19 protein-coding genes and 3 pseudogenes are annotated in these 22920 nt (G+C 50.5%); 8 read left to right on the top strand and 14 right to left on the bottom strand.

The window, feature by feature from the left end; all coding sequences use genetic code 11:
- Positions 1–9 precede the first annotated feature (9 nt).
- From sdhA to sdhC, 3 genes are read right to left on the bottom strand one after another with little or no spacing between them, the layout of a single operon-like run.
- Positions 10–1776: a succinate dehydrogenase flavoprotein subunit gene (gene sdhA, locus ACJHWK_RS18875; protein ID WP_000775540.1), complete on the bottom strand. Its 1767-nt coding sequence runs from the start codon at positions 1774–1776 to the stop codon at positions 10–12.
- Complete coding sequence (gene sdhD, locus ACJHWK_RS18870; RefSeq protein WP_000254365.1) at positions 1776–2123, bottom strand: succinate dehydrogenase membrane anchor subunit; 348 nt, start codon at positions 2121–2123, stop codon at positions 1776–1778. Before sdhD ends, sdhA begins: the two co-directional genes overlap by 1 nt.
- Positions 2117–2521: a succinate dehydrogenase cytochrome b556 subunit gene (gene sdhC / locus ACJHWK_RS18865; protein ID WP_000263347.1), complete on the bottom strand. Its 405-nt coding sequence runs from the start codon at positions 2519–2521 to the stop codon at positions 2117–2119. Before sdhC ends, sdhD begins: the two co-directional genes overlap by 7 nt.
- Positions 2522–2901: 380 nt before the next feature.
- On the opposite strand from sdhC, the gene ACJHWK_RS18860 reads away from it, so the two are divergent.
- From ACJHWK_RS18860 to ACJHWK_RS18830, 7 genes and pseudogenes are all read left to right on the top strand, one after another.
- Positions 2902–3009 carry a hypothetical protein gene (locus ACJHWK_RS18860; protein WP_001305582.1) on the top strand — a complete coding sequence of 36 codons (108 nt, stop codon included), beginning with the start codon at positions 2902–2904 and terminating at the stop codon, positions 3007–3009.
- A gap of 205 nt (positions 3010–3214) precedes the next feature.
- Positions 3215–4498 carry a citrate synthase gene (gene gltA, locus ACJHWK_RS18855; RefSeq protein WP_000785834.1) on the top strand — a complete coding sequence of 428 codons (1284 nt, stop codon included), beginning with the start codon at positions 3215–3217 and terminating at the stop codon, positions 4496–4498.
- Positions 4499–4887: 389 nt separating this feature from the next.
- A complete protein-coding gene (locus ACJHWK_RS18850) occupies positions 4888–5454 on the top strand; it encodes a fimbrial protein (RefSeq protein ID WP_000472419.1) in 567 nt (188 codons plus the stop codon).
- A 50-nt stretch (positions 5455–5504) separates the two neighbouring features.
- A pseudogene (locus tag ACJHWK_RS18845) lies at positions 5505–7964 on the top strand (fimbria/pilus outer membrane usher protein).
- Between the two features lie 15 nt (positions 7965–7979).
- The gene (locus ACJHWK_RS18840; protein WP_001522589.1) at positions 7980–8711 is read left to right on the top strand and encodes a molecular chaperone; all 732 of its coding nucleotides are present in this window, start codon (positions 7980–7982) and stop codon (positions 8709–8711) included.
- Complete coding sequence (locus ACJHWK_RS18835) at positions 8708–9769, top strand: fimbrial protein (protein ID WP_000103075.1); 1062 nt, start codon at positions 8708–8710, stop codon at positions 9767–9769. Before ACJHWK_RS18840 ends, ACJHWK_RS18835 begins: the two co-directional genes overlap by 4 nt.
- Positions 9770–9921: 152 nt before the next feature.
- Positions 9922–10968: an AbrB family transcriptional regulator gene (locus ACJHWK_RS18830; protein ID WP_001522586.1), complete on the top strand. Its 1047-nt coding sequence runs from the start codon at positions 9922–9924 to the stop codon at positions 10966–10968.
- Here the strand turns inward: ACJHWK_RS18830 and nei are convergent.
- Genes nei through ybgI form a run of 5 tightly spaced genes read right to left on the bottom strand, consistent with a single transcriptional unit; the run spans position 10965 to position 14864 of the window.
- Positions 10965–11756 (bottom strand): endonuclease VIII, encoded by a 792-nt coding sequence (gene nei, locus ACJHWK_RS18825; RefSeq protein WP_001114011.1) that lies wholly within the window; start codon positions 11754–11756, stop codon positions 10965–10967. The two genes, ACJHWK_RS18830 and nei, sit on opposite strands and share 4 nt — an antisense overlap.
- 35 nt (positions 11757–11791) lie before the next feature.
- Positions 11792–12526, bottom strand: a complete 735-nt coding sequence (gene pxpA / locus ACJHWK_RS18820) for a 5-oxoprolinase subunit PxpA (protein ID WP_001522585.1) — start codon at positions 12524–12526, stop codon at positions 11792–11794.
- Positions 12516–13448, bottom strand: a complete 933-nt coding sequence (pxpC, locus tag ACJHWK_RS18815) for a 5-oxoprolinase subunit PxpC (RefSeq protein ID WP_000912727.1) — start codon at positions 13446–13448, stop codon at positions 12516–12518. Before pxpC ends, pxpA begins: the two co-directional genes overlap by 11 nt.
- Positions 13442–14098, bottom strand: a complete 657-nt coding sequence (gene pxpB, locus ACJHWK_RS18810; RefSeq protein WP_001522584.1) for a 5-oxoprolinase subunit PxpB — start codon at positions 14096–14098, stop codon at positions 13442–13444. The genes pxpC and pxpB overlap by 7 nt, the downstream gene beginning before the upstream one ends.
- 22 nt (positions 14099–14120) lie before the next feature.
- Complete coding sequence (gene ybgI, locus ACJHWK_RS18805; protein WP_000798871.1) at positions 14121–14864, bottom strand: radiation resistance protein YbgI; 744 nt, start codon at positions 14862–14864, stop codon at positions 14121–14123.
- A 270-nt stretch (positions 14865–15134) separates the two neighbouring features.
- Between ybgI and dtpD the strand changes: the two genes are divergently transcribed.
- A complete protein-coding gene (gene dtpD, locus ACJHWK_RS18800) occupies positions 15135–16616 on the top strand; it encodes a dipeptide permease DtpD (protein WP_001522583.1) in 1482 nt (493 codons plus the stop codon).
- Between the two features lie 42 nt (positions 16617–16658).
- Here the strand turns inward: dtpD and phrB are convergent, their stop codons facing one another.
- The 6 genes and pseudogenes from phrB to ACJHWK_RS18770 all read right to left on the bottom strand — a co-directional run.
- A complete protein-coding gene (phrB, locus tag ACJHWK_RS18795) occupies positions 16659–18077 on the bottom strand; it encodes a deoxyribodipyrimidine photo-lyase (protein ID WP_021517020.1) in 1419 nt (472 codons plus the stop codon).
- Positions 18074–18583, bottom strand: coding sequence for a YbgA family protein (locus ACJHWK_RS18790; RefSeq protein ID WP_001522578.1), 510 nt, complete (start codon positions 18581–18583; stop codon positions 18074–18076). Before ACJHWK_RS18790 ends, phrB begins: the two co-directional genes overlap by 4 nt.
- Before the next feature lie 141 nt (positions 18584–18724).
- Positions 18725–19492: pseudogene (locus ACJHWK_RS18785) on the bottom strand (ISAs1 family transposase); the annotation flags it as partial.
- A 107-nt stretch (positions 19493–19599) separates the two neighbouring features.
- Positions 19600–20184, bottom strand: a pseudogene (locus ACJHWK_RS18780) (RHS repeat-associated core domain-containing protein); the annotation flags it as partial.
- Positions 20185–20269: 85 nt separating this feature from the next.
- Positions 20270–20773, bottom strand: a complete 504-nt coding sequence (locus tag ACJHWK_RS18775; RefSeq protein WP_000720081.1) for a hypothetical protein — start codon at positions 20771–20773, stop codon at positions 20270–20272.
- Positions 20770–22920, bottom strand: a 2151-nt coding sequence (locus tag ACJHWK_RS18770) for an RHS repeat-associated core domain-containing protein (RefSeq protein ID WP_210170585.1), incomplete at its 5' end; no start/stop codon positions are given. The genes ACJHWK_RS18770 and ACJHWK_RS18775, both read right to left, overlap by 4 nt.

Below are 22920 nucleotides of genomic sequence, written 5' to 3'. Positions count from 1 at the left end.
GTCTCCGCATTAGTAAGTACGAATCTTCGGCGGGAATGCCGGGCGCAGTTTCGGTTCCATGTTGACGCTTCGGCGCGTCATGGATTCCGACTCTGGCAGATACAGGGAGTGGCACAGCCAGTTTTCATCATCACGATCCGGGAAATCGAAGCGGCTATGCGCGCCACGGCTTTCGGTACGGAAGTTGGCAGAAACAGCTGTTGCATACGCCGTTTCCATCAGGTTATCCAGTTCCAGGCACTCAACACGCTGGGTGTTGAACTCGCTGGAAGTGTCATCCAGACGGGCATTTTTCAGACGCTCGCGGATAACTTTCAACTGCTCAAGCCCTTTCGCCATCGCATCACCTTCACGGAAGACCGAGAAGTTATGCTGCATACATTCTTGCAGTGCTTTACGGATCGCCACCGGATCTTCACCGTTACGGTTGTTGTTCCAGCGATTCAGGCGATCCAGAGACGCTTCTACATCAGACTCGCTGGCATCGCGCAGTGCGCCCTGCTCGGCAATAGACTCTTGCAGATGCAGACCCGCTGCGCGACCAAAGACCACCAGGTCCAGCAGCGAGTTACCGCCAAGACGGTTAGCGCCGTGTACCGATACGCAGGCAATTTCACCTACCGCGAACAGCCCCGGAACCACCACATCTTCGCCTTTCTCGTTCACCGTCAGCGCCTGACCGGTCACTTTAGTCGGAATTCCGCCCATCATGTAGTGACAGGTTGGGATAACCGGAATCGGCTCTTTCACCGGATCAACGTGAGCGAAGGTGCGGGAGAGTTCCAGGATACCCGGCAGACGGGATTCAAGAACTTCTTTACCCAGATGGTCAAGTTTCAGTTTTGCGTGTGGCCCCCACGGACCATCACAGCCGCGACCTTCACGGATTTCGATCATGATGGAACGCGCCACCACGTCACGGCCCGCCAGGTCTTTGGCGTTCGGCGCATAACGCTCCATAAAGCGTTCGCCATGTTTGTTCAGCAGATAACCGCCTTCACCACGGCAACCTTCGGTGACCAGGACGCCCGCACCTGCAATACCGGTCGGGTGGAACTGCCACATTTCCATATCCTGCACCGGTACGCCTGCACGGATAGCCATGCCGACACCGTCGCCAGTGTTAATGTGGGCGTTAGTGGTGGACTGATAAATACGCCCTGCCCCGCCAGTCGCCAGCACGGTAGCGCGGGCTTTGAAATAAACCACTTCACCAGTTTCGATGCACAGTGCAGTACAACCCACCACCGCGCCATCCTGGTTTTTCACCAGATCCAGCGCATACCACTCGGAGAAAATAGTGGTGTGGTTTTTCAGGTTCTGCTGATAAAGCGTGTGCAACAGTGCGTGACCGGTACGGTCAGCAGCCGCCGCAGTGCGTGCCGCCTGCTCGCCGCCGAAGTTTTTCGACTGACCGCCAAACGGACGTTGATAGATACGACCATCATCAAGACGCGAGAACGGCAGGCCCATATGTTCCAGTTCCAGAATCGCTTCCGGCCCAGTTTTACACATATATTCAATCGCGTCCTGGTCACCGATATAGTCCGAACCTTTTACGGTGTCGTACATATGCCATTCCCAGTTATCTTCATGGGTATTACCCAGCGCAACGGTAATGCCGCCTTGCGCAGAAACGGTATGGGAACGGGTCGGGAAGACTTTAGAGAGCAGCGCACAGGTCTGACCGCTCTGGGAAATTTGCAGCGCCGCGCGCATACCTGCGCCACCGGCACCAATCACAACTGCATCAAATTCTCTGACTGGCAATTTCATCACACACCCCACACCACAACGAATCCATAAATCACGTAAACCACCAGAGCAACGACAATCACCAGTTGCAGCATCAGGCGCAAGGCCAGCGGTTTAACGTAGTCGGTCAACACCTGCCACATGCCGATCCAGGCATGGATCAAGATAGAAAACAGCGCCAGCAGGGTGAACACTTTGGTGAACGCAGAGGCGAAGAAACCGATCCAGACTTCATATGTCAGCTCGCCACTGGTAGCGAAAAAACCGACCATATAAATGATGTAGAGCGTCAGGACGATAGCGGTAGCGCGAACGAGAATGAAATCATGTACGCCATTGCGTCCTAATGCGGAGGCGTTGCTTACCATACGAGGACTCCTGCGAGAAGTGAAAGCACGACAGTAATAACAAAGGAGATTTTGGCGGAGCGTTTACCCGCTTCGAATGTTTCTTCCAGATAGCCAAAATCCATCATCATGTGGCGAATACCTACGACGACGTGATACGCTAGAGCGGTAAGGATGCCCCACATGATAAATTTGACGAAGAAGCTGCCCATAATCGCGGAAGCTTGCTCGAAACCTTCAGGGGAAGAGAGGCTGGTACCCAGAAGCCACAGCAGGATGCCCACTGCAACAAAGGTGATCACACCGGAAACGCGATGGAGAATGGACGCTATCGCCGTGATGGGGAACCGGATGGTCTGTAGGTCCAGATTAACAGGTCTTTGTTTTTTCACATTTCTTATCATGAATAACGCCCACATGCTGTTCTTATTATTCCCTGGGGACTACGGGCACAGAGGTTAACTTTCTGTTACCTGGAGACGTCGGGATTTCCTTCCTCCGGTCTGCTTGCGGGTCAGACAGCGTCCTTTCTATAACTGCGCGTCATGCAAAACACTGCTTCCAGATGCGAAAACGACACGTTACAACGCTGGGTGGCTCGGGATTGCAGGGTGTTCCGGAGACCTGGCGGCAGTATAGGCCGTTCACAAAATCATTACAATTAACCTACATATAGTTTGTCGGGTTTTATCCTGAACAGTGATCCAGGTCACGATAACAACATTTATTTAATTTTTAATCATCTAATTTGACAATCATTCAACAAAGTTGTTACAAACATTACCAGGAAAAGCATATAATGCGTAAAAGTTATGAAGTCGGTATTTCACCTAAGATTAACTTATGTAACAGTGTGGAAGTATTGACCAATTCATTCGGGACAGTTATTAGTGGTAGACAAGTTTAATAATTCGGATTGCTAAGTACTTGATTCGCCATTTATTCGTCATCAATGGATCCTTTACCTGCAAGCGCCCAGAGCTCTGTACCCAGGTTTTCCCCTCTTTCACAGAGCGGCGAGCCAAATAACAAACGGGTAAAGCCAGGTTGATGTGCGAAGGCAAATTTAAGTTCCGGCAGTCTTACGCAATAAGGCGCTAAGGAGACCTTAAATGGCTGATACAAAAGCAAAACTCACCCTCAACGGGGACACAGCTGTTGAACTGGATGTGCTGAAAGGCACGCTGGGTCAAGATGTTATTGATATCCGTACTCTCGGTTCAAAAGGTGTGTTCACCTTTGACCCAGGCTTCACTTCAACCGCATCCTGCGAATCTAAAATTACTTTTATTGATGGTGATGAAGGTATTTTGCTGCACCGCGGTTTCCCGATCGATCAGCTGGCGACCGATTCTAACTACCTGGAAGTTTGTTACATCCTGCTGAATGGTGAAAAACCGACGCAGGAACAGTATGACGAATTTAAAACTACGGTGACCCGTCATACCATGATCCACGAGCAGATTACCCGTCTGTTCCATGCTTTCCGTCGCGACTCGCATCCAATGGCAGTCATGTGTGGTATTACCGGCGCGCTGGCGGCGTTCTATCACGACTCGCTGGATGTTAACAATCCTCGTCATCGTGAAATTGCCGCGTTCCGCCTGCTGTCGAAAATGCCGACCATGGCCGCGATGTGTTACAAGTATTCCATTGGTCAGCCATTTGTTTACCCGCGCAACGATCTCTCCTATGCTGGTAACTTCCTGAATATGATGTTCTCCACGCCGTGCGAACCGTATGAAGTTAATCCGATTCTGGAACGTGCTATGGACCGTATTTTGATCCTGCACGCTGACCATGAACAGAACGCCTCCACCTCCACCGTGCGTACCGCTGGCTCTTCGGGGGCGAACCCGTTTGCCTGTATCGCAGCAGGTATTGCTTCACTGTGGGGACCTGCGCACGGTGGTGCTAACGAAGCGGCGCTGAAAATGCTGGAAGAAATCAGCTCCGTTAAACACATTCCGGAATTTGTTCGTCGTGCGAAAGACAAAAATGACTCTTTCCGCCTGATGGGCTTCGGGCACCGCGTGTACAAAAATTACGACCCGCGCGCCACCGTAATGCGTGAAACCTGCCATGAAGTGCTGAAAGAGCTGGGTACCAAAGATGACCTGCTGGAAGTGGCTATGGAGCTGGAAAACATCGCGCTGAACGACCCGTACTTTATCGAGAAGAAACTCTACCCGAACGTCGATTTCTACTCTGGTATCATCCTGAAAGCGATGGGTATTCCGTCTTCTATGTTCACCGTGATCTTCGCTATGGCACGTACCGTTGGCTGGATCGCCCACTGGAGCGAAATGCACAGTGACGGTATGAAGATTGCCCGTCCGCGTCAACTGTATACAGGATATGAAAAACGCGACTTTAAAAGCGACATTAAGCGTTAATGGTTGATTGCTAAGCCGTTTACTTTCCGGACCCGCCTTTAATAGAGCGGGTTCTTTTTTATATGGCTGAACATAATAAATTGTAAAAATTAAACCAGATGCAAATACCCATTAATAAGATGAAAAAATGTGACAAGTCACATACTGAGCAGAATGATAAGTTTATTTTTATACTTTCCTGCCGGTAGCATTGTTAACCCAATGAAAATTATGCATATCCATCCCACCCCATCTTTCATCTCATTAAACAATAAATTTATGCACTCAATTATTCCATTCTTTCTATAACAAGCTTTTTAATATTGTTAAATAAAACCAAATACATTCAACTGTCAGTTAATATATTCTTGCCTCGCAACACTCTATCTCATTATTTAAAGGACTCAGCTATGTTTAAAGGACAAAAAACATTGGCCGCACTGGCCGTATCTCTGCTGTTCACTGCACCTGTTTATGCGGCTGATGAAGGATCCGGTGAAATTCACTTTAAAGGTGAAGTTATTGAAGCACCGTGTGAAATACATCAGGATGATATTGATAAAGAGGTTGAACTCGGTCAGGTGACCACCAGCCACATTAATCAGTCGCATCACAGCGATGCCGTTGCTGTCGACCTGCGCTTAGTCAACTGCGATCTGGAAAACTCCAACAACGGTTCCGGCGGCAAGATTTCTAAAGTTGCAGTCACCTTTGACAGCTCAGCGAAAACCACCGGCGCAGATCCGATTCTCAACAACACCAGCACGGGTGAAGCGACCGGTGTCGGCGTGCGTTTAATGAATAAAGATCAAAGCAATATCGTTTTAGGCACCGCTACTCCAGATATCGACCTGGCACCAACCTCCAGCGAACAAACGTTAAATTTCTTTGCGTGGATGGAACAAATTGATCAGGCTACGCCCGTAACACCAGGCGCAGTTACGGCGAATGCGACCTACGTACTGGATTATAAATAAGTATCACTTTGGCGGCGTCATCGCCGCCTTTCTTCAAATATTTATCAGGTATGGACACCGTGAATATTTATCGACTCTCTTTTATATCCTGCCTGGTCATGGCGATACCTTCCGCATTGGCGGTCGAATTCAACCTGAATGTCCTCGATAAATCGATGCGAGATCGCATTGATATTTCATTATTAAAGGAAAAAGGGGGCATTGCTCCCGGTGAATATTTTGTTAGCGTTGCAGTAAATAACAACCAAATCAGTAATGGACAAAAAATTGACTGGAAAAAGAACGGTGACCAAACCATTCCGTGTATTAATGATTTACTGGTAGATAAATTTGGTTTAAAACCTGAAGTTCGTCAGTCGTTACCACGGTTAAACCAGTGCGTCGATTTTAGCTCCCGGCCTGAAATTCTCTTCATTTTTGATCAGGCTAGCCAGCAACTGAATATCACTATTCCACAAGCCTGGCTGGCGTGGCACTCAGATAACTGGACTCCCCCCTCAACATGGAAAGAAGGTGTCGCCGGCGTCCTGATGGACTACAACCTGTTTGCCAGCAGCTACCGCCCACAGGATGGTAGCAACAGCACTAACCTGAACGCCTATGGAACAGCCGGAATTAACGCGGGAGCATGGCGTTTACGCAGTGATTACCAATTGAATCAGACCGATAGCGATGATAACCATGAACAGTCAGGCGAAATATCACGCACCTATCTTTTTCGTCCATTACCGCAATTAGGTTCAAAATTAACCCTTGGTGAAACGGATTTCAGTTCCAATATTTTCGACGGCTTTTCTTATACCGGCGCGGCACTGGCAAGTGACGATCGGATGTTACCGTGGGAGCTACGCGGCTACGCCCCACAAATCAGCGGCATTGCACAAACCAACGCCACCGTCACCGTGAGTCACTCAGGGCGAGTTATTTACCAGAAAAAAGTCCCACCAGGTCCGTTTATCATTGATGACCTTAATCAGTCCGTCCAGGGTACGTTGGATGTCAAAGTGACGGAAGAAGATGGTCGGGTGAACAATTTCTAGGTTTCGGCAGCATCGACTCCCTTCCTGACTCGCCAGGGACAGGTTCGCTATAAATTGGCCGCGGGTCAGCCACGGCCCTCCATGTCTCATCAAACTGAAAATGAAACCTTTTTTAGCAATGAAGTTTCCTGGGGGATGCTGTCAAATACCTCACTGTACGGCGGCCTGCTGATTTCGGGTGACGACTACCATTCAGCCGCAATGGGTATCGGGCAAAATATGCTCTGGCTTGGTGCATTGTCGTTTGATGTCACCTGGGCCAGTAGTCAGTTTGATACTCAGCAGGACGAGCGGGGCTTAAGTTACCGCTTTAATTACAGCAAACAAGTGGATGCCACTAACAGCACGATTTCGCTCGCCGCTTATCGCTTCTCAGATCGTCATTTTCACAGCTACGCCAACTATCTGGATCACAAATACAACGACAACGATGCGCAGGACGAAAAACAGACGATCAGCTTATCCGTGGGCCAACCGATTACCCCACTAAACCTCAATCTTTACGCCAACCTGCTGCATCAAACCTGGTGGAATGCAGACGCCTCCACGACCGCCAACATCACGGCGGGTTTTAATGTTGATATTGGTAACTGGAGAGATATCTCGATCTCGACATCATTCAATACAACCCATTACGAAGATAAAGATCGCGACAATCAGATTTACCTGTCGATTTCGCTCCCCTTCGGTAATGGGGGGCGGGTCGGTTATGACATGCAAAACAGTAGTCACAGCACCACGCACCGCATGTCGTGGAATGATACGTTAGATGAACGTAATAGCTGGGGCATGTCTACCGGACTGCAATCCGACCGTCCGGATAATGGAGCCCAGGTGAGCGGTAACTATCAGCACCTGAGTTCAGCGGGTGAGTGGGATATTTCTGGTACCTATGCCGCCAATGATTACAGTTCCGTCAGCAGCAGCTGGAGCGGTTCTTTCACAGCAACCCAATATGGTGCGACGTTCCATCGTCGCAGCTCCACCAATGAACCACGCCTGATGGTCAGCACCGATGGCGTGGCAGATATTCCGGTTCAGGGCAATCTCGACTACACCAACCATTTTGGCATTGCGGTGGTGCCGTTGATTTCCAGTTACCAGCCTTCCACCGTGGCGGTGAACATGAATGATTTACCCGACGGCGTAACAGTGGCAGATAACGTTATCAAAGAAACGTGGATTGAAGGCGCGATAGGTTACAAATCGCTGGCTTCCCGTTCCGGTAAAGACGTTAACGTCATCATTCGCAACGCCAGCGGTCAGCTCCCCCCCCTCGGTGCGGATATCCGCCAGGAGGATAGCGGCATTAGCGTGGGAATGGTTGGCGAGGAAGGACACGCCTGGTTAAGTGGAGTCGCTGAAAATCAACAATTTACCGTGATCTGGGGTGATAGCCAGCGTTGCTCGATCCATCTTCCTGAACATATGGAAGACACCGCAAATCGCCTGATTTTACCTTGTCATTAATTAAGGAAATGAAAAATGACATTTATGAAAGGACTACCCCTTTTGTTGTTGGTTGCCAGTCTGTGCAGCCACGCTGCACTACAACCCGATCGCACTCGTATTGTGTTTAACGCTAATGATAAAGCTACCAGTCTGCGCGTGGATAATCGTAGCGATAAACTCCCCTACCTCGCTTATTCCTGGCTCGAAAATGAAAAAGGGGAGAAAAACGATGATCTTCTGGTTGCCCTGCCACCGATACAACGTCTGGAACCGAAAGCAACAACGCAGGTACGGATAGTAAAGCAAGCCTCGACCACAAAATTACCTGGCGATCGCGAAACGCTATTTTTCTACAATATGCGTGAAATTCCTCCCGCCCCGGAAAAAAATAGCGACCATGCCGTTCTGCAAGTCGCCATTCAGAGTCGTATCAAGGTATTCTGGCGACCGGCTGCATTACGCAAGAAAGCAGGAGAAAAGGTCGAACTGCAGTTACAGGTCAGCCAGCAGGGCAATCAACTTAACTTAAAAAACCCGACCGGCTATTACCTGACAATCGCCTACCTGGGACGAAATGAGCAAGGTGTTCTCCCGGGCTTCAAAACCGTGATGGTTGCGCCTTTTAGTACAGTAATTACAAACACCGGAAGTTATAGCGGCAGTCAGTTTTATCTCGGTTATATGGATGATTACGGCGCGTTACGCATGACGACGCTCAATTGCAACGGACATTGCCGTTTACAAGCAGTGGAGGCGAAGAAATGAGTACTGGCAAAGGATTGTTGCTCGTCATCTGTCTGTTATTTCTGCCATTGAAGTCTGCGCTAGCGCTGAACTGCTATTTTGGTACTTCCGGCGGAACGGTAGAAAAATCGGAAGCGATTCAACCCTTTGCTGTGCCAGGTAATGCCAAACCCGGCGATAAGATCTGGGAATCTGACGATATTAAAATTCCCGTCTATTGTGACAACAATACCAACGGCAACTTTGAAAGCGAACATGTCTACGCATGGGTAAACCCCTACCCGGGGGTACAGGATCGTTATTATCAACTCGGCGTGACATACAATGGTGTCGATTACGATGCCAGTCTGGGGAAAAGCCGCATCGACACCAACCAGTGTATCGACAGTAAGAACATTAACATTTATACCCCTGAGCAGATTATCGCGATGGGCTGGCAGAACAAAATATGCTCGGGTGACCCCGCTAATATTCACATGTCGCGAACCTTTCTTGCTCGTATGCGGTTATACGTTAAGATTCGCGAAATACCGCCGCATGATTATCAAAGTACGCTTAGCGACTACATCGTCGTGCAATTTGATGGTGCCGGTAGCGTTAACGAAGACCCTACCGCCCAAAACCTGAAATACCATATTACTGGTCTGGAAAACATTCGTGTACTGGATTGCAGCGTCAATTTTTCTATTTCACCAGAAACACAGGTGATTGATTTTGGTAAATTTAACCTGCTGGATATTCGCCGCCACACAATGTCGAAAACATTCAGTATTAAGACGACAAAATCACAAAATGACCAGTGCACCGACGGATTTAAGGTCAGCTCTTCGTTTTATACCGAAGAAACATTGATTGAAGAGGATAAAGCACTGCTGATTGGTAATGGACTGAAGCTACGTTTGCTGGATGAAAATTCTTCACCCTATACTTTCAACAAATACAGCGAATATGCTGATTTCACCAGCGATATGCTGATCTACGAAAAAACCTATACGGCTGAACTTTCGTCCATTCCCGGCACCCCCATCGAAGCGGGTCCCTTCGATACAGTGGTGCTTTTTAAGATTAACTATAACTAATTTATCATGATGCCCTTTGCAGTCAGTAAAGGGCCTCTCTTTCAGAAAATTGCTGATTTTCCCCTTTTCCTTGATTGCTGTTATTTTTTCCTGGCCCGGCTTTCTTTATGCTGTATCGATACACCAAAGAAAAAATAATGAGGGAGCGAAGGATGCCAGTTTTGCAGTGGGGAATGTTATGTGTGCTCTCACTTCTCCTTTCTATTGGCTTCCTCGGATTACATCTCCCGGCGGCGCTATTACTTGGACCGATGATCGCCGGGATCATCTTTAGTATGCGCGGAATTACTTTACAACTCCCCCGCTCCGCTTTTCTCGCCGCCCAGGCCATTCTTGGCTGCATGATTGCGCAAAACCTCACTGGTTCGATTCTCACCACCCTGGCCGTCAACTGGCCGATCGTGCTTGCAATTTTACTGGTAACGCTGCTTTCCAGCGCCATCGTGGGTTGGTTATTGGTGCGCTATAGCTCATTGCCTGGAAATACTGGTGCCTGGGGTTCTTCTCCTGGCGGCGCGGCGGCAATGGTCGCTATGGCGCAAGATTACGGCGCAGATATTCGCCTGGTGGCGTTTATGCAATATCTGCGAGTGCTGTTCGTCGCGGGGGCCGCTGTTCTGGTCACCCGCATGATGCTGGATGATAACGCTGAAGCGGTTAACCAGCAGATCGTCTGGTTCCCGCCAGTGAGCATTAATCTCCTGCTTACGATTTTGCTCGCAGTCGTTGCCGGTACGGCGGGATGCTTGCTACGTCTTCCTTCCGGCACGATGCTCATCCCGATGCTGGCGGGCGCAGTGCTCCAGTCTGGTCAGCTCATCACCATCGAACTACCGGAATGGCTGCTGGCGATGGCGTATATGGCAATTGGCTGGCGGATTGGTCTTGGTTTCGATAAACAAATCTTACTGCGGGCATTGCGCCCGCTACCGCAAATCCTGCTGTCGATTTTTGCTCTGCTGGCTATTTGTGCGGGTATGGCGTGGGGACTGACCCGATTTATGCACATTGATTTTATGACTGCCTACCTCGCCACCAGCCCCGGCGGGCTTGATACCGTGGCGGTCATCGCCGCAGGGAGCAATGCCGATATGGCGCTCATTATGGCGATGCAAACCCTGCGCCTGTTCAGTATTTTGCTGACGGGGCCAGCCATTGCGCGGTTTATTTCAACCTATGCGCCGAAACGGTCGGCCTAGTGCTGGCAGCCCGGACACCAGTAAAACGGGCGAGATGACAGCGTGGTTTTCTCAATGATGCTGCCACAGCGTTCACACGGTTCGCCATCACGATGAAAAACCTTAAAGCGAAACAACGCCCCATGATGTTTATTCTCATCCACCTGCCCCCGCGTAGCGTAAGAAAGTCGAGGAATATCCAGTAACGCGTCTGCGAGTGCATCCAGTTGCGCCGCACTGAGATCTTTCGCTTTATGATTGCCGGTTAACCCCACCTGCCAGAGGATCTCCACCCGCAAATAATTGCCAAGTCCTGCCAGAAACGCCTGATCGAGCAGTAATCCAGCAAACTGACGGTTACGAAAGCGCGGCGACAATAATCGTTCCTTTACCACCTCTGGCGTCAGATTCGGATCCAGCACATCTGGACCAACGCGTTGTAAAAACGGATGCGTGGTCAGTTGTTCCGGGGTCAACATCTCAATATCCGAGGCGCTATAAAGCAGAATGGTTTTGTCAGCCGTTTGCAGTTTTACCCGCAATACTCGCGTGGTCTGCGGCTCTTCGCCGGTTTCAACCACGCGCCAGACGCCGTAAAGCTGATTATGGCTGTAGAGCGTTAAGTCGTTGGAAAAATGAGTTAACAACGCCTTACCACGCGTTTCCACATGGGTAACGTGTTGACCGATAAGTCGTGATTGATAAGATTTTAACTGCGGGAAGGCAAACCAGACATCAGTTAGTGGTTTGCCTTTGATCGCCGCCTCCAGGTTATCCGCTGCACGGCGGATCTCCGGGCCTTCAGGCATGGTGATATCCTTTTTTCATTCTTTATTAAGCGGGGTTATGCTGCGACAACAATCCCCTTTTCGGCAAATGTAGAGCGTAGTCGGCGGGCGAACGCCAGTGCGTGCTCGCCATCTCCATGCAGGCAGACCGTTTGCGCCGTGACCGTTGCCCATTCGCCGGTGATGCTTTTGACTCTGCCGTGTTGCACCATCTCCAACGTTTGCTCCAGCGCCTGTTCTTCGTTTTCAATCAACGCGCCTGGCTGGCTTCGCGGCACCAGCGAACCGTCTGCCTGATAACCGCGATCGGCAAACACTTCCTCGCGCGTTGTCAGGCCATATTGCTTGCCTGCACGAATCAGCTCGCTTCCTGCCAGCCCGACGAGAATCAATGCCGGATCGCAAGCGTATACCGCTCTGGCGATGGCGTCTGCCAGTTGTGCCTCTTTCGCCGCCTGGTTGTATAACATGCCGTGCGGTTTGACATGACACATTACGCCGCCTTGCGCACGGGTAATCGCTGCCAGCGCGCCAATTTGATACAGCGTCTGGGCGTAAACGGTTTCTGGCGGCAGCTGCATGGCGCTGCGACCAAAATTTTCCCTGTCGGGAAAACTCGGGTGAGCGCCAATCGCGACACCATTTTTTATTGCTTCACGCACGCAAGCCTGCATGGTTTGCGCATTGCCTGCATGAAATCCACAAGCAATATTGGCAGAGGAAACCAGCGTTAATAGCTCTGCGTCGCTGGCGCAGCCTTCGCCCAGATCGGCGTTCAGGTCAATTTTCATTGTGCAGCCGCCACGCTAATTGTTCGAAATAACGTTGCTGATCTTGCCGTGCTTTCAGTGCCTCTTCCAGTGAACACTGGACAAAATGAATCGGCTGACCGAGCGGAATTTGCGCCAGATGGTACATATCAGCCTCAATGATACAGGCAATACGCGGATAACCACCGGTGGTCTGTGCGTCGTTCATCAATACAATCGGCTGGCCGTTATGCGGCACTTGCACCACACCCGGCAACAAACCGTGAGATAACAGTTCGCGATCGGTGGTGCGTTTTAAAATTTGCCCCTGTAAGCGATAGCCCATGCGGTTACTTTGCGGACTAAGCTGCCAGGGCGAACGCCAGAATGCATCCTGCGAGGCGCGATCGAACTCATGATATTCCGGCCCCGGCAAGGCGCGAATGCGGTTGCCCCACAGCAACTGTTTAACGCCCTGCGCTTCCATAAAATCACGCTTCGATTTACCCATCGGGAGTCGGTCACCATCCTTCAGTAAACGGCCTTCCAGCCCACCAATCCCCACTTTGAGATCGGTACTGCATGACCCCATTACCGGCGGAACATCAATACCACCCGCGACCGCCAGATAACTGCGCATCCCGTGCTGCGGGCGTTTAAGCGTTAAACGCTGGCCTGCTTTCATCGGCAATCGCCAGCCGGTCCAGACGGCGTTATCATCCAGCCGCGCTTCGCAACCGGCCCCCGTCAGAGCAAACCACCCATCAGTTTCGAACTCAACCGTTAACTGACCGAGCGTGATCTCCAGCGCGGGGGCATTGGCGTCATTACCCACCAGTAGGTTAGCAATGCGTAACGCGGGCATATCCAGTGCGCCGCAGTGGCTGATACCCGACTGGCGAAAACCGTGACGACCGCCATCCTGCACAGTGGTGTACATGCCCGCACGAATAATCTTCAGCATACTCCCTCCTTCTGCGGTACAAAGCGCACGCTGTCTCCCGGTCGTAATAAGATGGGTTCGTCACGCGCCGGATCAAACAGGCTGAGTGAGGTATGACCAATCAACTGCCAGCCACCCGGCGTTGCCAGCGGATAAATACCAGTCTGCGGCCCGCCGATCCCGACAGAACCTGCCGGAACGAGCAAGCGCGGTTCAGCGCGCCGTGGCGTATGTAGTTGTTCCGGCAAACTCCCGAGATACGGGAAGCCCGGTTGAAAACCTAAAAACCAGACCACGTATTCCACGGAGGAGTGCAATTCAACAACCTGTTTTTCGCTCAATCCACAATGCGCCGCGACCACCGCCAAATCCGGTCCGGCTGCGCCACCGTAAACCACCGGAATTTCAATAAAGCGAGACTCCGGCTCCAGCGCCTCACTCTCCTCCCACCAGCGTTGCAAACGCTCTATGGCATCCAGCGCCAGCGACTCAGGATTACGCAAAATCACCGTGATATTGTTCATGCCGGGAATGGCTTCAACCACATTCGGCATATCCACCAGACGCTGTGCCAGTCGCCAGATCCGTTTCTGGCTAGCCAGCGTCACCGGCGGTTCCAGCTCCAGCACTACCGCCGTTTCACCTATCAGATAACAACGCGCTCGTTGCACTTTCGATCCCTCTGATTATTCGTTATGCAGGATTAGGAATATCAATAAAGGTCACATCAAGATCGGTATTTTCATTCAGCCACTCGCTCAATGCGCGAATACCACCGCGTTCAGTGGCATGGTGACCCGCAGCATAAAAATGCAATCCCTGCTCGCGGGCTGAATGAATGGTCTGTTCAGAAACTTCGCCAGTAATAAAAGCATCCACGCCAAAACGCGCGGCGCTATCGATAAAACTCTGCCCGCCGCCCGTGCACCAGGCAACGCGCTGGACCACCTCAGGTCCGGTATCGCCACACCATAACGGCTTACGTCCCAGACGCGCTTCAATCCAGGAAGCCAGCTCCAGTCCCGGCACAGGCATGGTCAGTTCGCCCCACGGCACCAACGGCTCAATTTCGCCCATGACCGTGATCCCCAGTAACGCCGCCAGCTGTGCGTTATTGCCCAGCTCAGGATGTGCGTCAAGCGGCAAATGCCAGCCATACAGGTTGATATCATTTGCCAGCAACGTTTTTAAACGGTTACGCTTCATTCCGCGAATGACCGGAGATTCGCCTTTCCAGAAGTAGCCATGATGCACAATGACCGCATCCGCGCCCAGACGCACTGCCTCATCGAGCAAAGCCTGGCTGGCAGTGACACCGGTAACAATTTTTTGCACCGTCTCTTTGCCTTCCACCTGCAAACCATTCGGCGCGTAATCACTAATCGCCGCGCTGTTCAGTTTTTCGTTAATCAGTTGTTCCAGTTCGGTGTTTTTCATCTTCGCGCCTTCCGTATTCTGATAGCTACACCGTTAACATAGCGTTACCTCGCCTGTTCGTCGATAGCCAATCTTTTGACATATTAAGAAACAAACCCGACGCCAAAAGACGCAAATTGTTTATATCATCACGCTTCAGCTAATGTATATTTATGCAATCAGACAGCATATTGCATAAATAATCAGATCTGTATCAAAGTTTTAACTTTAAGGAAACACAAGCACGCCGCGCAACTATTACGTGACGTTGCAGTCAATTGTGGAATTATTATGAATAAACACGCATCACAGCCGCGCGCTATTTACTATGTCGTTGCGCTGCAAATCTGGGAATATTTTAGCTTTTACGGCATGCGTGCCCTGCTGATTCTCTATCTCACCAATCAACTAAAATACAACGATACTCACGCCTACGAGTTATTTAGCGCCTACTGTTCGCTGGTGTATGTCACGCCAATCCTCGGTGGCTTTTTGGCGGATAAAGTTCTCGGCAATCGCCTGGCGGTGATGCTGGGGGCGTTATTGATGGCGATCGGTCATGTGGTGCTGGGTGCCAGTGAGATACATCCGTCATTCCTCTATCTGTCCCTGGCGATTATCGTTTGTGGCTATGGTCTGTTTAAATCCAACGTCAGTTGCCTACTCGGCGAGCTGTATGAGCCAACCGATCCGCGTCGTGATGGCGGTTTCTCGCTGATGTATGCGGCGGGTAACGTGGGGTCTATTATCGCACCTATCGCCTGTGGCTACGCCCAGGAAGAGTACAGTTGGGCGATGGGCTTTGGCCTGGCGGCGGTTGGCATGATCGCGGGTCTGGTCATTTTCTTATGTGGCAATCGTCATTTCACTCATACCCGCGGCGTTAACAAAAAAGTACTGCGTGCGACAAACTTTCTCCTGCCGAACTGGGGATGGCTGCTGGTTCTGCTGGTGGCAACGCCTGCGCTGATCACCGTACTGTTCTGGAAAGAGTGGTCGGTATACGCCTTGATTGTCGCGACTATTATTGGCCTGGGTGTATTAGCAAAAATTTATCGCAAAGCAGAAAACCAGAAACAGCGTAAGGAGCTGGGGCTGATTGTTACCCTCACCTTCTTCAGCATGTTGTTCTGGGCCTTCGCACAACAGGGCGGCAGCTCGATTAGCCTTTATATCGACCGCTTCGTTAACCGCGATATGTTTGGTTATACCGTTCCGACTGCTATGTTCCAGTCGATTAATGCCTTCGCAGTTATGCTGTGCGGAGTGTTCCTGGCGTGGGTGGTTAAAGAGAGCGTCGCAGGTAATCGTACCGTGCGCATCTGGGGAAAATTTGCTCTTGGCCTTGGCCTGATGAGCGCCGGATTCTGCATTCTGACCTTAAGCGCCCGCTGGTCCGCAATGTATGGTCACTCTTCTCTGCCACTAATGGTATTAGGCCTGGCGGTGATGGGCTTTGCGGAACTGTTTATCGACCCGGTTGCTATGTCGCAGATTACGCGCATTGAAATCCCTGGCGTGACTGGCGTATTAACTGGCATTTATATGCTGCTTTCCGGCGCGATTGCGAACTATCTGGCTGGCGTGATTGCCGATCAGACATCGCAGGCTTCGTTTGATGCTTCCGGGGCGATCAACTATTCCATCAATGCATATATTGAAGTATTTGATCAAATTACCTGGGGCGCACTGGCGTGTGTAGGAGTGGTGTTGATGATTTGGCTGTATCAGGCGCTGAAATTCAGAAACCGCGCGCTGGCGCTGGAGTCTTAACAGGCCAGCACCGATGCCTGATAAAACGCTCGCTGCGTTTTATCAGGCTCCTTTCCTCGCTTCTTCGTACGCTGCCAGCGTTCGCAGCCTTGCCTCTTTGTGATCAACTATCGGTTGCGGATAATCCAGCGTCACACCTGCTTTCTGCGCCCACTTCCACGGCTCATGCACCACTTTCCCTGGCACATCGCGCAGTTCCGGTAGCCACTGGCGGATAAACTCGCCTTCGCGGTCAAATTTCTCGCCCTGGGTTGTCGGGTTAAAAATACGAAAATACGGCGCTGCATCGGTTCCGGTTGAAGCGGCCCACTGCCAGCCACCGTTATTAGCTGCCAAATCACCATCAATCAGCTGCGACATGAAATATCGCTCGCCTTCGCGCCAGTCGATCAACAAATCTTTCACCAGAAAACTGGCTGTAATCATCCGTAGCCTGTTATGCATCCAGCCAGTGCTGTTAAGCTGACGCATGGCAGCATCGACAATCGGGTATCCCGTTTTGCCTTCCTGCCAGGCCTGTAAATGTGCGGGATTGCTCTGCCACTGCACACGATCCGTCCAGGCAATAAACGGACAATGTTTACACAACGAGGGGTAATACGTCATCAGATGACGGTAGAACTCGCGCCAGATCAGCTCACTAAGCCAGACACTACCGGCCCCACCGTCCAGCGCCTGCGGCTGTTCCGCCAACAGGCGATGCAGACACTGGCGAGGCGATAACCCGCCCGTTGCCAGGCTGGCGGACAAACGGCTGGTACCTTCAACAGCCGGAAAATCTCTTTGTTGCTCATACTCTCCGGCACCGTTCTGGCAAAACTGGCGTAATTGCGCAATCGCCGCTTTTTCTTCCACCGGGAAATGCGCAGTATCGAAAGGCTGACGAGGATAATTCAGCGTAATGGATGGCGCGGGTTCTATCATTCCGCTACTACGTACTTTTGGCGCAGCGACGCACTCCGGCATCCCTTCTCGCAGCCGTTTCAGCCAGGCATTTTGAAAAGGCGTAAAGACTTTGTACATCTCATGATTGCCAGTCATCACCGCGCCAGGCGGCAGGATCACGCTGTCATCAAATCCTTCACACACCACGTTACGCAGCGTTCTCTCAACCTGCACATCCCGCGCCCGCTCATTCACCTCATACTGATAGTTATAAAACAGATGGGTAACACGATTTTCCGCGCACACCTGTTCAACTATTTCGACGCTGGCGGCAAAGTCATCCACTTCATGAAACAGCAAAGGAATGCCTTTTTCCGCCAGCGCGATTTGTAGCCCGTTCAGTTGTGCATTGATAAATTCAGCCTGACGCGGCGACATATTATGCGCCGCCCACTGGCGTGGTGTAGCGATATACAACGCCAGCACGCGTGCAGACGAATAGCGGCAAGCGGCAGCCAGTGCGAAATTATCGTGCAGACGTAAATCCTGGCGAAACCAGACCAGATGGGTAGTCATAAAACTCCTGCATGGCGCAAGTTAATCACACGCGGCCAAAGTTCGAAATAACGCTGCTCTGAAAGCCAGGCGTCAGGATAAAACGCCATATAGTGTTTGATACGCATCAGCGGCGCAAGAAGCGGTTGCTCGCCACGGCGATAACTGTCGATAAGCGCCGCCAGCTGCTGGCGTTCTGTGGAATCAATATGTGGGCGAAAATATCCCTGAACGTGCATCAAAACGTTAGTATGATCACGCCGGTTGGCAGGGTGAGAAAGCAAAACAATTACGCGTTGGCGGTACTGGTTGTAATAGTCATCCAGATTTTGCCACTGGTGAATATCAGCCACAAACGGGCCAAGTTTGCGGTACTCGGGCTGGGAATGGGCCAGAAAGACGAGTTTATAGCGGCTGTGATAATCGTTGAGTGCCCCGCGCGTTAAGCCATGTTCTTTCAGTCGATGTAACTCATGAAGGGCGAAGATACGGATTAGGGTGCTGTCATCAAATCGTTGCTGATTCATTACTGCTCCTGAACGGTTTACAGGAGTAAGTGTAGACGTTGGGAAATGATATTTGTGAAGTTAATCCTGTTGTAGCAGGGCAAGATTACGAAAGCCCGCTCCCCGCAAGGACTGACGTCAGGTAGTTTCTGTCCATGGCTGCCCTTTCCATTCAAACGTGAAATCAATAAGTTCATCAGGGACATCGCAAACAATGTGAAGACGGATTTCTTCTCTGCCGTGACTCTTTTCACTCATTGCGTAACTGCCATGCTCTGGATTATTTAATTCTTTCAGCGGAAACTTTTCCTCAAAGGCTTTATTTAGCCGCCCCTGGTTTCCTTTTACAGCGAATAAATAATCACCGCCCTGTTTTTGTATCTTCTCTGCGATATCTTTCTGGCAACCCATCGCATCAGTTGTGATAATTTTTCCTTTAATATCCAACATGTTAAGAAGTTCAGGGATAGCTGTAATTTCATTGGATTTCTCATCCGTCCTGATCTGTCCGATGACCAGACTGTGCATTGTTGAGAACGAACTAATGACATGAATCGCTCCCCTGCGGCGACTCTAGTCATAAGAGTGCCGGAGCGTTTTTCCATCAATTGCAATGACGCCTTTATCATCTGAAGAATGGCAGTCACGCATCCAGTTAATAAAGCACTCGTGAAATTTTGCAGGACTGATACAGGATACAACTCTGGCAATGGTATCGTGAACAGGAATACCATTTTCAAAATCACCATATTGCTTCAAAAAATCGAGATGTGTTTCCCCAAAATCCTCTATATCTTCCCAGCCTTCTGCACCAGAAATAACGGCACAAATAGTCAACAGTAGAATATCCGACAATTTATGTTCCACTTTCCAGGCTTGTCTGTAATCGGGGATAATAGAAATATGTTCCATCAATTTTTTAAGTTCCATTTTGTTCTCCTTAATTATGTAAGGAGTATTTGATCATGTATAAGCAATAAAAAACAGCTTCAGGTAATGAGGAATATCTCAATTTTTAAACATAAAATGCGAATTATTTAGTACAAAAAGTGTACTTCTGATGATCTTTCCCTGTCCTTGGCACCATCATTTTTTGACGCTTCAAAAATACTACTACAAGTGAGTTTAGAAAACTCTTTTCCAGATAATTCTCCAGGTTGTAATCCTCCGCCGCCAAAAATCCTACTCCCAGGATTTCCATACCTATTTAGAGCATATGAATAGCAATTATTTACGGCAAGATAATACGCATCTGAATTTAGTTCTCGATTGAATACTGGAGCAGGTTTATCAATTAAGCCCAGCGGATCAATAGAATAGGTTGGATGTATGGAAGCATATACATACTGATTCCACCCGCCTTCCAGCCCAATCGGATCCTGAGTGATATACCGCCCCTGCAGCGGGTCATAATAGCGGTGGCGGTTGTAATACAGGCCGGACTCCTCATCATACTGCTGCCCCGGCAGACGGATAAGCTGCTGCAGGTGCTGCGGGTTCTCTTCAGTCAGCAGGTTGCCCCATTCATCATATTCTGCGCACCATTCTGTTGCCCCGTCAGGGCTGATAAGCGTCAGCGGCAGGCCGCGATAGTCGCAGTGGTAGAGGTGGATTATTCGCAGTGATCTATATGCCAACGTCATCTTATTTTTCATCTACTCCAACGAGTAGACAAGTTTTTTATTAAACCATTTATACCTTTTACGATTAAATTTTCTTATGTAATAGAGGTGAATAATCTTCCCAAAAATCCATACAAGCTTTACTTGCATAAAAGAATCCAGCGTCTGATTCATAAGACATAAACTGTGCAATAATAGATAGTTGTATATCTGAAAAATTAAAAACAAAATTCAAAAAATCATCGTGATCCCGATACTCAGGACATAAATATTGTTGAATAAAATCGGATTCAAAAACCCAAAAATCATTCTTATTAAACAACGAGGCATAAATATACAGAGGGATGTAATAGCAGAATACTTTCTCAGGGAGGAATGTAATTCCTAACTCTAAAGCATAAGAGTCATCCTTTATTTTAAAATTGTTGGCTATTTCATTCCATTGTTTCTTTTGGAAAAAATTATATACAATATCCAGTTCCTCCAGCCCTGTAATATCATTTGAAATATGAGGTAATGGCTGGCATGGGAAATGAATCATAAGTTCATCATAGACTGCACTCTCGTTAGAGAAAATTATTTTTTTCATTTTATTAAGCCACTGCAATCAGCTGCTGTTTTATATGCTTTATTCTCTTCTTCCATATGGGCCTTATCTCCACCACCAAAGCACTGATTATTAATCTGCTTTCTGACCGAAGCGCACGCCAAATTTATCTCGTACCGTCTCAATATTTCTTTTCTCAGCATCTGAGGAGCGCAAGCTCTAGACTGGTTACATAATCTGTTTTTTTCATTTTGTAAGTCACTCAGGTTCTGGGGACTACAGTTACCACCAGGATTTACACCTGACTTATGTTCATCTGTTAATTTGTCGGCTTCTGGATTAACTTTACGGCCATATTGATCTCTGCGTTGTTGCCCACTTTGGATAACACCACCTGATGAAAACAAACCGCAACTCATCAGTGCTACAACACTAAGAATTAACGGATTTAACCCTTGTGGGTCTATCTCTGAGATCGGATTTAACGGATACTGATAAAAATTCCATCCCCCCTTCAGTCCAATCGGATCCTGAGTGATATACCGCCCCTTCAGCGGGTCATAATAGCGGTGGCGGTTGTAATACAGGCCGGACTCCTCATCATACTGCTGACCCGGCAGGCGGATGAGCTGCTGCAGCTGATGCGGGTTCTCTTCATTCAGCTGGTTACCCCATTCATCGTATTCTGCGTACCACGCTGTTGTCCCTTCCGTGCTGACAAGCGCCAGCGGCAGGCCGCGATGGTCGCAGTGGTACAGGTGGATTTTTCGCGCCGGCGTGTACACCGGGTCCATCTGGTTTTGCATCTGCTCCACCGTCAGGCCGCACGATGCCAGCCAGCGGCGGCTTTCCTCGCTCACCCGGTCAGTAAGGATTTCACTTTCCAGCCGGTCGAGCATCTGCACCAGCACCGGCGGGAACACCACACTGCCACCGTCTTCGCCGCCGGACTGCTGAAGGGCATCCGCCAGGCTGCGGCGCTGCGTTTTCGCCAGCTCACCGGTGGCGGTTTCAACTCTGATGAGTGGCGTGAAGCTCCCCGGCTGATAAACCGTCTGGATGCGGGTTCTGTCGTTCTGTATTGTGGTCAGCCGGTCGCCGTCCCAGCCGTACCAGGTCACTTCCGGTTTCCGTGACAGCGACATCCAGCCCGTCAGGTCCCGTTCACGCCGCCATACCCGTTTTGCCACCCTGCGGCCCAGCGGGTCGTAAAGATAGCGACTTTCGACCAGCGGCTCTGCATATTGTGTCCGCGTGTAGTGCACCAGCCGGTGCCGGCTGTCGTAATGATACCGGTGAGTCCGCTCATCATCCGTGCGGATAACCCCTTCCGGGATGAGGTCGGTTTTCTCTGTCAGCCTGCCGTGACGGTCATACCGGTAAAGATAGTGCGCGTCACGGGCGATACGGTTATCCGGCCACATGCTGAGGGTGCTGTCCGGGTGCAGCTCCGGGTCGGGCAGGCGGTTGCCTGCCGGGTCCGTGGCATACGGGATGCGGATATCCAGGTTCGCTGCCGTGGTGTGGACGCCGGTCAGCCTGCCGGTGTCGCTGTAGCTGTAACTCCGGGTCTGGCGCGGGCTGCTGATGCGGATGAGTTCGCCGTTGTCGTTCCAGGTGTAATCGCGGTCATACTGCAGGCTGTTCAGGTGCTGGCTCTGTAACTGCCCGGCAGAGGTGTAAGCGGTGGTGAGTTCATAACGGCCGAAGCTGCGCAGCGTTTCCCGGTGCAGGCGGTCGCGGGTGTACTCCACCAGCGGTGTGTCGCCGAGTTTCATGCCTGACAGCCAGCCGCTGCCGTAGGTCAGCCATTCCACGGCGGGCAGGCTGTCCGGTATACAGCGGTTCGCCAGTCCCTGCGCGTTGTAAGCGTGTCTGGTTTCATGCTGCCAGAGCAGTGCTTCCGTCTCCGGATGATGCACCGTCTGGCGCTCACCGGTCAGGCGGCCTTTCTCATCATACCCGTAATGCACCGTCACCCGGTGGCCTTCGCTGAGATGGCTGATGCCTGTCAGCCAGCCGCGTTCGTCGTACTGCCACTGCTCTGCCGGTTCACCCTTCACGGTGCGGTGAGTGAGGCGGTCTGCTTCGTCATAGTGCCAGTGGGTGACCAGCCCCTCATCCTCGCTGCGGATAAGTTTGCCGGTCAGGTCGTGGTGATAACGCTGTGTGCGGCCGTCAAAGCCGGT

The sequence above is a fragment of the Escherichia sp. WS547 genome (genome assembly GCF_046486065.1).
Classification (GTDB): Bacteria; Pseudomonadota; Gammaproteobacteria; order Enterobacterales; family Enterobacteriaceae; genus Escherichia; species Escherichia coli.
This window is presented reverse-complemented; position numbering and strand designations above follow the sequence as displayed.